Here is an 11,260-nt window from a genome sequence, read left to right on the forward strand (position 1 = left end):
ATAGTAACTGCCCACTTAGCCAGAAAAATACGATTCCATTTGGCCAACTACTTATCGGTTATGGAGTGCTCTTATTTTTTTATGTCTTGATATTCTATGGTGCGATAAGTCTATATCGGCTGCCAGCCAGCCAGATTCCTTCAGTTTTTCCGCCCTTGCATGCATCTCAATTATCCTGCTTTTGCCTGTGTAATACATTAAATCATCGGGCAGTTTGATGTTATGTGTTCTCAATTTTCTCAAATAACTGTGAGTTCGAAGACCACTCCATGTTGAGCTGAGATACAATAATTTATCGTATAATTCTGAGTGCTTTTCCGGTGAGGTAATGCGTTTCAGCATTTGATAGAGTGTTGTTGAAGAGGTCTGATGGAAAATCTCTTTTTTGTCAAAACCGTACTGATAGACATAGTACAACATCCAGTCTGCCTTTTGTGGGACGGGGTTAAATGTGATACCTTCTATCGGACTGATGTTAACAATCAGGTTTGCAGTCTTTAGCCTGCCATCGAAATTATTAAAATTAAATTGACAGTTGGTAAGTTTATTGAGAAACCAGTCGGCAAACTCATCGGGTGAGGTTGGTATAACTTCTTTTCTGCCAACAGAAGGATAGGGAGCAACGGTTTTTGCGGAGATGCCGCCAAACTTTTCTACACATAAATCAGCCAGTTTTCGTAATGTCAATATATTCCAGCTGGTAATTCCTTCAATGGCAGGGAGAGGGATGTTCCCCTGTCTAATGTGGCCGATGGCATTTTCCAGTACTTGGGAGCCTTGGTTTTTAACCAGCTTATTTTGCAAATACTCATGCAGATAGCGTAAATAGGTATCTTGTAGTTCAACAGGATTCAGTACTTTCAATACTTTAATCAGTTCGTAATCCGAAAATGATCGTTCAGGTTTGGCTACTCTAACCAGATACCTGATATGGCCCGGCAGCCACTCCTTCGATGGTAAAAAATATCTACGGCATGGTTCAGGAAATGGAAATCCATGCCTGTTAAAGCTGTTGGTCATATTGATAACATGTAGCGATGATTCGATTGTTGATTTACCTAAAAAGTCAATCATATATTGATAGTAGTCTTCTGATTCTGGATCAATGATGGCTAAATCTTCACGGTGCAGAACTTTAACATCAAGGGTCATTTTCCAGGCCAGAACTCGTATTAAATTTGTTGACCATTTTTGCCTGTGTTTTGATTTTACGGTGTTAAATGAAGGGATCTTTACACCATTTCTTACCAGTCTTTGCTTAGTGATCTCAGTAGCCCGTTTTTTATTTATTGGTTTCTTTACGAACTCTTCAAGATAAAAATAGGCCGGCATGTCTGAATAGTCTGGGGTATCCCTGTTAACTGGCACTGCCTGTATATCTGCGACTGGTAGCTCCTTAACGGCAGTTTCCGAATGATAGGGCGTTATTTGTACCTTTATTTTCTTAAAATCTTTACCCGTTGGTGTTAGATAATGATCGGCAATACTGCTGATAAATTGCTGCCACTGGCTTCCTGGCCAATATTCATGCTGACACGGATCAGCAATGTAAATATCGGAAGTAGCCATATAGGATGGCTGATGATAGCTCCCGTCAGCACAATGCAGATCACTATGAGCATGTTTGCGTTCAGCTTCATACCATTGGCTTTGCGCCTGCACACTATCACCTGAAAGACTTGGGCATACCATCAAACATACATGAGTGGTGGATCTATTCAGCCTTCCTTTCTTTGATTCGGTTCTGGCAAAAAAAAAGCTGATAACCATTTTGAACAGGCTGATGGTCGGATTTTCCAGGCAGCAGGAAGCCATTAAATGAGTCATCTCATCACATTGGGCTACTTTGTAGGTTTTGACTAACTCTGCTATTTGCATGGCGTATTTGGTCTGCTGTTGTTTTAAGTCATTAATAGGAGAAAGTTCTTGTATTAAGTGATGAATCTTTGGAACCAGTAAATGCTCATAAATCCTTCCAACACAGGTGAAATTACCGTGAATGGGTAATCTTTTATGCTCTGGCATTTGAACGGATTTATCAGAACTTATGGCGTACTCAATATCCATTTTACGAATATCATCCAGTACTCTATTCAGTATTGTGGGAATTGAATGACGTTCAGTGCTCTGCTTTGTATCAATCCGCAGTTTACGTTTCTGAGAGGTTTGGTGAATACGCTGACTTTTTGCCATAGTGACCTGGTATTCCGGTAGTTTCTTTTGTACTCCCGCTTGTTTGACACGCCCCTGATGGTTTATCCGGGTAGTGTCGAGCTTGATCTTTTTCGAGGGATTGTTTTTATCCTGTCGCTGTTTTCTTTTGTTTTGACGGTTTTCAGCGGGCTTTTGATAATCATTAAGCAGTGTATTGCGATTGGCAGCAGTGGATACAAGCATATTATGATTTAACCTCTTATTTCTTTTCTTATAGCGAATTGAACTGAATAAGTTTTATTGGGTTGGTTTTTTGATTTCGGGATTTTTCACAAGTTCCTTGATGGTCAATACAATTAGCACCGAAACTTTTTCAGTTTCAGTGTTTGGGACGCACTGTTTCACTGTCGAAAAAAACAGTATCTCTGGAAGCTGACCCGGATCAGGGTCAGCCCCGAAAATCAATCAATGAATGGGTTGCCTAATGCTTCACAGGCACCGGTCAGGCCCGGGTTGTCGTGAATAATCAGACTGGTTGGGATAGCAGCCAGATAGCTGGACATCTTATCGTTAACTTCGAATGAGGTTCTAAAGTCCGATTGAGCGAAAAACTCAGGGAAACGTGGAATAATACCGCCAGCAATATAAACGCCCCCCTGGGCTCCAGTGGTCAGTGCTGCATTACTGGCGGCTCTGCCCAGCAGTTCGCAGAAATGCAGTAATGTCTGTTTGCAGAGGGGGTCGCCACTGAGTGCCTGGGCCGTAATTTCATGGTTTTTCAGTGTCTGTGGTTGACCAGACAACATACCATGGGCTTGATACAGCCGTTCGATACCAGAACCGCACAGTACCGATTCCCAGGAAACATAGCCCAGTTTCTGCTGAAGAATACCGAGAATCTCGTTGTCCATAGAGGATATGGGAGAACATGCAGCATGTCCGCCTTCCCCGGGCAAAGGCAGCCAGTGATCGCCTGCCTTTTTCAGTGCTGCGACTCCAAGGCCCGTGCCTGGTCCAATAATCAGTTTGGTGGCCCCCGCAATTGCCTCTCCGTTGCCAATCTTGACCAGGGCGTTTTCAGGCAGGGCAGGGAGGGCAAGCGCCTGGGCCGTAAAATCATTGATCACTTTGAAGGACAGCAATTTCAGTGTGTCTTTCATTTCAGACTTGTTGAATGACCAGTGGTTGTTGGTCATTTTTATCGTCTGGCCACTCACCGGACAGGCAAAAGCCATGCAGGCATGATTCACGGCTACTTGCTGATGCCTCAGGTAATCGATGACCGCATGATCAAGGTTTTCGTAGTCATTACAGGCCAGTATTTGTACTGAGTCTGTTTGTAGCCTGCCACCCAGTGAGAGTGCAAATCTTGCGTTGGTGCCACCGATATCAGCAACCAGTGCTATTGAGTCATTCAATAAGGTGTCACGTGACATAATGAAGGGTGCTTCTGTTATGTACCCAGAGCAGATATCGCCATACAGGCCGATACGTGGGGCTTTGGGGTTACGGGTGAGGGTGAAGTAATGGGCGGGATTTTACCTTACTGTTGAGTAAAGGCGTAGTTTGATGTCATGACATGAGTCAATGTGCGGGTATGCATTCTTTGAATCACCCTGTTGGCAATATAACCTCAACAGGTGCTGGTGGCTGAATATCGAAGCAATTCCAACCAACAGGCTATTGTTGTAAGATCATCCGGTTGTAGGACAGTCTTAAGTCCGGCAGGTTCCTTGCAGAGATCGGCCAGCTGTTTTTCATGAGCTGTGTCTTGTGAGCAGTGTTTCATGGGCAGCTTCTATAGGCAGCCATGTGCTGCCAACTCCATTCCCATTGTATTTCCAGAGCCGTCAGTATTGGTCAGCTCTTGATGGGGCTATGCAGTATTAGAGTATTGGTGCCGTGTGCACCTGACAAAAGTGAGTGATATAGGGCAATGTTTGAAATCAATCCCATTAAGGAGCGTATCAAGGACCTGAGAGCGCGTACTGACGTGCTTAGGGGGTATCTTTGACTACGCTCACAACAGTGAGCGGTTGCAGGAAGTAGAACGGGAGCTGGAAGACCCGAACGTCTGGAATGATCCGGAGTACGCCCAGAAGCTGGGTAAAGAGCGTTCCACCCTGGAAGCGATTGTTTCTACCATTGATGAGCTGACCAGTGGCCTGGGCGATTGTGAAGAACTGCTGGAAATGTCGGTGGAAGAAGAAGATGAAGAGGGTGTCCAGGGCGTTGAGGATGAGCTTGATGAACTGGCCCGGAAACTGGAAGCACTTGAGTTTCGTCGTATGTTCTCCGGTGAAATGGATCCCAATAGCGCCTTTCTTGATATTCAGGCCGGTTCCGGGGGGACTGAGGCCCAGGACTGGGCCAATATGCTGCTGAGAATGTACCTGCGCTGGGGTGAGGCCAACGGTTTCAAAACGGACATCATTGAAGTCTCTGCCGGTGAAGTGGCAGGTATCAAATCGGCAACGGTTCAGTTTAGCGGGGATTATGCTTTTGGCTGGTTGAGAACTGAAATTGGCGTTCACCGCCTGGTTCGCAAATCACCGTTTGATTCCGGTAATCGTCGTCATACCTCCTTTGCTTCCGTCTTCGTTTCTCCTGAGATTGATGACAATATTGATATAGAAATCAATCCGGCGGATCTGCGTGTTGATACCTATCGCTCCAGTGGTGCCGGTGGACAGCACGTAAACACCACCGATTCTGCCGTGCGTATTACCCACGGGCCAACGGGAATTGTTGTACAGTGTCAGAATCAGCGTTCCCAGCATCAGAATAAAGACAAGGCCATGCAGCAGCTGAAGGCCAAGCTTTATGAGATGGAGATGCAAAAGAGAACGGTGGAGTCTCAAGCGATGGAGGATTCCAAGTCGGACATCGGCTGGGGTAGTCAGATTCGCTCCTATGTACTGGATGACTCCCGTATTAAGGACCTTCGTACCGGGATCGAAACCCGGAATACCCAGTCTGTGCTGGATGGTGACCTGAACAAGTTCATTGAGGCGAGCCTGAAAAAAGGCCTGTAATTGGAAGAATATCTTATGTCTGAAGAACATTTTTTGTCAGAACAGTTGCAGGAAGGTAGGGCTGCTGAAGCCCATGAAGAGAACCGCCTGGTTACCCTGCGCCGGGAAAAACTGGCGGCCATTCGCGAAAAAGGGGTGGCATTCCCGAATAAATTCCGCCGTGATTCGCTGGCTGGCGATCTTCAGGAGCAGTTCAAAGATCATGATAAGGCTGCCCTGGAAGGCCTGAACCACACCGTTAAAGTAGCTGGCCGTATTATGTTGAACCGTGGCGCGTTCATGGAACTGCAGGATATGTCCGGCCGTATCCAGCTCTATGTGAACCGCAAGCAGCTGGCGAAAGAGACCCTGGATGCCATCAAAACCTGGGATCTGGGGGATATTATCGGTGTAGAAGGTGCTGTTCAGCGTTCTGGTAAAGGCGACCTTTACGTTGATATGAGTGCTGTCCAGCTGTTGACCAAGTCTCTGCGTCCATTGCCTGAAAAGCATAAAGGCCTCACTGATACCGAGCAGCGTTACCGTCAGCGCTATGTTGACCTGATTACCAGTGAACAGTCCCGTGAAACCTTCCGGATCCGTTCCAAAATCATTCAGGGTATCCGTAACTACTTCCTGGGGCAGGACTTTATGGAAGTTGAGACGCCGATGCTACAGGTGATTCCCGGTGGTGCTACGGCCAGACCGTTTGTGACCCATCACAACGCGCTGGATATCGATATGTATCTCCGTATCGCTCCGGAACTCTATCTGAAGCGCGTTGTCGTCGGTGGTTTTGAACGGGTATTTGAGATTAACCGGAACTTCCGCAATGAAGGGCTGTCTACTAGACATAACCCGGAATTTACAATGATCGAATTCTATCAGGCTTATGCGGATTACACCGACATGATGGATCACACTGAAGCCATGCTGAAGCAGCTGGCTCAGGATGTTCTGGGTAAAACTGAGTTCGAGTACCAGGGGCAGATGATTGATTTTGGCAAGCCGTTTGCGCGGATGTCGGTATTTGCATCTATCTTGCATTTCAACCCGGATCTTGATGCTGCTGATATTGACAACCTGGAGTCAGTCACACAGGTTGCCGGTAAGCTGGGCATTGATGTGAAGCCGATCTGGGGGCTTGGCAAGATTCAGATGGAAATCTTTGATGAAACGGTGGAGCATCACTTGCTTAACCCTACCTTTATCACTGATTATCCGACCGAAGTTTCGCCTCTGTCCCGTAAAAATGACGACAACCCCTTTGTTACCGAGCGCTTTGAGTTCTTTGTGGGGGGTCGGGAAATCGCTAATGGCTTCTCTGAGTTGAATGACTCAGAAGACCAGGCTGAGCGCTTCAGACAGCAGGTAGCTGAAAAGGATGCCGGGGATGATGAGGCAATGCATTACGATGAAGACTATATCAATGCACTTGAATACGGTCTGCCACCCACAGCCGGAGAAGGTATCGGTATTGACCGGCTGGTGATGCTGTTTACGGATGCGCCGTCAATCAGGGATGTATTGTTGTTCCCGCACATGCGTCCTCAATAGAAATTGATGCGGGAGTATCTGTGTTTAAGTTTGCTTGCCAAATTGTTGAATCAACGATGCAGGTTATCGTTTACACAGCCTATGTGATTATCTGCCGTTTGATAACAGTATTAGCAATTACCTGCTTATCTCAGTTACTTTCCGGGATGCTGATGGTTCAGTATGCATGAGCAGTTCAAGCCTGCTCATGTAGTATCTGAGGTGTGGAACCTGAAGTTGAGTCGACGCACTTTGCTGGTGAAGCCAGGATGTTGCCATACGCTCTGCCTAATCGGCCTGTATAAAGGACATGGGGAGTACCAACAGGTTTGTCGGTCTCATAACCCTGAATAGTTGCAGGACCGGTTTTCATACGTATGGTTGATTTCTGTACTAAGATGCATGATCAAGCGATGGTACTGGACGAACGCTATAAAACAATCAGGCAACTGTAAGGCAGTCTTAATATGGTCTCAACAATGGATTCCTCATCAGAAGGCATAAAAAGCTCTGGTAAGCACGACAGCGGTATGAAATTGAAATATCAGGGGCGAAAAACCAGTCGTGCCAATAGTGAACAGCGTCGTCGTACCATCCTTGAGGCGGCATTAAGAATCGTTGTCAGGGACGGAGTCAGGGGAGTCCGTCATCGTGCTGTTGCCAAAGAAGCCAATGTTCCGCTTTCTGCAACCACCTATTATTTCAAAGATATTACGGATTTGATTACCGACACCTTCACTCTGTTTGTGGAGATGGGGGCTCAGAAGTTCAAGGCATACTGGGAAGAGTCTGACAGTATGCTGAAGATGGCCATGAAAGAGCTTGTGCCATCGGATAAAGCCAGTCGTCAGATATTTGCTGACCGGATCAGCGATCTCGCTATTGAGTATGTTCTGATTCAGCTGGCAGAGCATCGTGACTACCTGATTGCAGAGCGTGCTTTCCAGCAGGAGTGCCTGCGTAACGAAAATCTGAGGCCCATTGCCTTCAGTCACCAGAAATTCTTTCTTGATAGTCTCAAAACATTCTTTTCAAAAATCGGCTCTAATCATCCTGATATTGATGCTGAACTTTTTGGCAGTATTATTCTTCATGTTGAGTACCAGGGATTAATTGCAGGTTTTGAGAAAGAAACAACAGCGGACAGGCTCAGGGTAATGCTTAAGCGTCAGATAGAGTTGATGCTGGGTGTATACAACTAGCGCAGCCAAGCTGTGTTTTTAAATATACAGGCACCTCCCAAGGTCCGAGGCTGATCAATCCCCTCCGAACTCCCACGTCCACCGTGGGAATGTATGATTAATATTTCCGCAAATTTGAATTCCCATTAAACTGTCATGATTCTGGGCAGGAACGGATTGTTCCATATCCTTCAGGCTCCGGTATGCATTCCCACGCAGAGCATGGGAACGAGGGAAAATCTCTATCACGTCAAAATTACCCTTAGAGGCTGAAGTTTTTCTCGTAATAAAGGCTGACAAGCGTTGAAACAGGTCGGTTGCATTCCTTGCAGATGCAGACAATCTTGGGATGAATTAAGCGTTAATGCCAGAGGATTGGAAATTCGAGCATACCGACAGTGCTGTTGTGGTCGGAGATAAACATCTGTGTAATGTCCAGCTCTTCCATGAAGCCAAAGACTAAAATTGCACTTGAAAGACTGGCTTCATTGGTATCGCTGGATGAGGCCTGATCCAGGATATACCTCTCCAGCTTGCCCTTATCCAATGACATTCTATGCCTGGGGGTGTCTTCTGCGAAACCTTCCTGAAATACCGGGCCTATAGCGGTTATTTTTACCTTATCTTTCTTCAGCTCTTTGCGAATAATGACCGGTGTCTTACGGGCAAGATATCGTGCAAAGGTGATACCTGCTTCGAGTTCTTCAGTTGATAAGGGGGATAATGAACCCGGAAAATGTGGTGGTTTGTTCTGGACAACTTCCTTCAGGTATTCCATGAAGGAAACGGAACCAAAATCACCTTTGTGGGCAAATGGGCCTGCTTCGGGATTCGAGATAATCAACTGAAAACTCTCTTTCCCGATATCCCAGACAACCGGTGTTTCAGAATTATCGGTCGCCGTGAAAGCAGAGAAAAAATCCATTCGATCCTCCTCTTCAGGGGATAAAATTCGAATATCAATACCTGTTGTACGCCGTACTGTCTGCACCAGCTCTTCGGCGTTGTGTGCCTCCCTGAAGATGTCAGTAGCAATGGCTCTTACTTGAACCGCCTTAAAATGTTCCTGCCGGGTTCGCAGTTTTTGAAAGAGTCTCTGAGCCTTTTTCAGCATAAAGCTGCTGAAGAAGTGGTTGTCACTGGATGACAGGTCATCGTAGAAACCGGCTTCCAGAGAACCGTAATCAAGGTGCCGGTAAACTTTGTCGGTCTTTTTGTTTACGTCGGCGATGGCGAAGTGGATAGTATTGGCATCAATTTCAATGGCCATCCTGCGTTCGAGTTTTGCCAGGGCCTGGCAGCTAAAAAGAAGGACTACAACCGCAGAGATTCCGATAGATGCTTTATTAAAAGTTTGCATTGTATTGAAGGCGATCCATAACGAGGACTGAGTTGTTATTAGTAAAGGTGTTGCTGTGCTAAAGTGCGTTGGCTGGCAAAGAGTGTAGTTGGCTCTTATGCGGTTGGAGGTAATTTATTTGTCAATGTCATTTGAAGGTCAGAGGTAGGGTGATGCCAGACATCAAATTGGAGCCTTCCTGGAAAGCCATGCTTCAGGATGAATTTACCAAAGAGTATATGCAGACCCTGCGCAGCTTTCTGCAACATGAAAAGGCTCAGGGAAAGATGGTTTACCCCAGGGGGGGAGAATATTTCCGGGCCATGGACCTGACACCGTTTGCACGGGTCAAAGTGGTGATTCTTGGGCAGGACCCTTATCACGGGCCGGGTCAGGCTCATGGTTTGAGCTTCTCAGTACGTCCGGAAATTGCCATTCCTCCATCGCTGGTTAACATGTATAAAGAGCTGGAGTCAGATTTGGGCATTCCGCCAGCCAATCATGGATTTCTTGAACACTGGGCCCATCAGGGAGTGTTACTGCTCAACAGTGTGTTGACCGTCGAGCATAAGCAGGCGGCTTCTCATCAGGGCAGGGGATGGGAGGCGTTCACTGATCGGATTGTTGCCGCGTTGAATGAGCAGCGAGAGCATATTGTTTTTATTCTGTGGGGCAGCTATGCACAGAAAAAAGGGCGGTTTATTGATACCAGTAAACACCTGGTTCTGAAATCGGTTCACCCGTCGCCACTATCAGCCTATCGAGGCTTTTTTGGCAGCAGACCTTTTTCCAGGAGCAATGATTATCTATCCAGTCATGGAATACAGCCTATAGACTGGCAACTGCCACCTCTGAATTGACCGGTGATATATTGTTCTATGAGTGCTGTACATAGAACATCAGTTTATGTACGATGCACGCCACTGAATGCAGGCGGTTGTTTAAACACTGTTTGTGTACGTTTCAGTCTACATGCGCTCGTAGCTCAGCTGCTGTATAGAGTACCTGGCTACGAACCAGGCGGTCGGAGGTTCGAATCCTCCCGAGCGCGCCATATCAATGGCAGTTCTCTGCTGTACTTATGAATCAGAAATTATAATTCACCGGAGTTTACAGGTGAATTGGCTGGCTGGAGATGCTCACCTCTTACGTAAGCGAGATCTTTTTGAAGTTCCTTTCTGTGCTCCTTTCTGCGCTCCCTTCGCATAATCTTTGTTAAACCTTCTTATAAGGAACCATAGATAATTTCTGAGCTTCAGAATAGGCAAGGTCATAGCATTCTAATTTTTCATGACAAGTATGCTCTCGCTCAGCTATTGATAATGTCATTCGTGGTAAAGAACAATGTAGATTATCTCCTTTAAATCCGTTTTGTTCATAGAATGAAACAACATCAGGTTCGCTACTTAACCACAGGTTTGGTATTCTCTTGATTGAAGCAACTTCCTTAGCTGACTTCATCAAAAATGTTCCTATTCCTCTTCTCTGATCAGTTTTTGATACAGACAGATATTCAATAAGTATTTCATTGGCCGAAACTTTGAACTCAATAAAAGCAGACATAGTACCATCAGAAACACGAGCAAGCTCGAAAACTCTATACTTTGCATTTTTTACAGCTGAACCTTTGTTTAACTCTCTCTCCATCGCTTTCAGATCATCAGGGGTAAAACAACTATTTCGGTCTAAGCAATATTTTCGATAATAAGATATTCCGGAAACTTTGGGTACAACACTTAACTTATAGCCTTTAAACTTAGCCTCTAAGATAAGATTGTATGGCAGAGAGATGTCACTTACAGCCTTTGTGCATGTTGCACTATCAATCATTGGGTTCATAAATTAAGTCAATAAAAGTGTATTGTTTAATAAGACTACGTTTATGAACTTAAGTTCTTTCTTAAAATCAGGCAGTTTAGCTGAGTGAGATTCTGCTGGTAATTAGCCACCGGCTCTCCTTCAACCTAAATTCATCAGTTGAAAGTTTCGACTAAACTGTAATCCCATCTAAACAGAGGGATTCAGGATGGTTTTAC

The 11,260-nt window shown here is 45.7% G+C and carries 8 protein-coding genes and 1 tRNA gene; 5 read left to right on the forward strand and 4 right to left on the reverse strand.

Annotation, left to right across the window (positions count from 1 at the left end):
* Positions 1–51 precede the first annotated feature (51 nt).
* Both KDK15_RS19275 and glk read right to left on the reverse strand, forming a co-directional pair.
* A complete protein-coding gene (locus tag KDK15_RS19275) occupies positions 52–2,397 on the reverse strand; it encodes a hypothetical protein (protein ID WP_257297022.1) in 2,346 nt (781 codons plus the stop codon).
* Between the two features lie 218 nt (positions 2,398–2,615).
* Positions 2,616–3,590 (reverse strand): glucokinase, encoded by a 975-nt coding sequence (gene glk, locus KDK15_RS19280; RefSeq protein WP_257297023.1) that lies wholly within the window; start codon positions 3,588–3,590, stop codon positions 2,616–2,618.
* Positions 3,591–4,090: 500 nt separating this feature from the next.
* Here glk and prfB point away from each other — a divergent pair.
* The 3 genes from prfB to KDK15_RS19295 all read left to right on the forward strand — a co-directional run bounded on the left by prfB (position 4,091) and on the right by KDK15_RS19295 (position 7,906).
* A protein-coding gene (prfB, locus tag KDK15_RS19285) for a peptide chain release factor 2 (protein ID WP_257297024.1) occupies positions 4,091–5,189 on the forward strand; the annotation gives its coding sequence in 2 pieces (ribosomal slippage) (positions 4,091–4,165 and positions 4,167–5,189; 1,098 coding nt in all).
* A 15-nt stretch (positions 5,190–5,204) separates the two neighbouring features.
* Positions 5,205–6,725 carry a lysine--tRNA ligase gene (gene lysS / locus KDK15_RS19290; protein ID WP_257297025.1) on the forward strand — a complete coding sequence of 507 codons (1,521 nt, stop codon included), beginning with the start codon at positions 5,205–5,207 and terminating at the stop codon, positions 6,723–6,725.
* A gap of 458 nt (positions 6,726–7,183) precedes the next feature.
* Entirely contained in the window at positions 7,184–7,906 is a 723-nt protein-coding gene (locus tag KDK15_RS19295) for a TetR/AcrR family transcriptional regulator (protein WP_257297026.1), read from the forward strand.
* A gap of 340 nt (positions 7,907–8,246) precedes the next feature.
* On the opposite strand, the gene KDK15_RS19300 is transcribed toward KDK15_RS19295, so the two are convergent.
* Positions 8,247–9,245 (reverse strand): Ppx/GppA phosphatase family protein, encoded by a 999-nt coding sequence (locus tag KDK15_RS19300; RefSeq protein ID WP_257297027.1) that lies wholly within the window; start codon positions 9,243–9,245, stop codon positions 8,247–8,249.
* Positions 9,246–9,397: 152 nt separating this feature from the next.
* On the opposite strand from KDK15_RS19300, the gene ung reads away from it, so the two are divergent.
* Both ung and KDK15_RS19310 read left to right on the forward strand, forming a co-directional pair.
* Positions 9,398–10,084, forward strand: a complete 687-nt coding sequence (gene ung / locus KDK15_RS19305; RefSeq protein WP_257297028.1) for a uracil-DNA glycosylase — start codon at positions 9,398–9,400, stop codon at positions 10,082–10,084.
* A gap of 114 nt (positions 10,085–10,198) precedes the next feature.
* A tRNA-Arg gene (locus tag KDK15_RS19310) sits at positions 10,199–10,278 on the forward strand.
* A gap of 161 nt (positions 10,279–10,439) precedes the next feature.
* Here KDK15_RS19310 and KDK15_RS19315 read toward each other — a convergent pair.
* Positions 10,440–11,063, reverse strand: a complete 624-nt coding sequence (locus KDK15_RS19315; RefSeq protein WP_257297029.1) for a GNAT family N-acetyltransferase — start codon at positions 11,061–11,063, stop codon at positions 10,440–10,442.
* Between the last annotated feature and the right edge of the window lie 197 nt (positions 11,064–11,260).

This window comes from Endozoicomonas sp. YOMI1, from assembly GCF_024606345.1.
Classification (GTDB): domain Bacteria; phylum Pseudomonadota; class Gammaproteobacteria; order Pseudomonadales; family Endozoicomonadaceae; genus Endozoicomonas.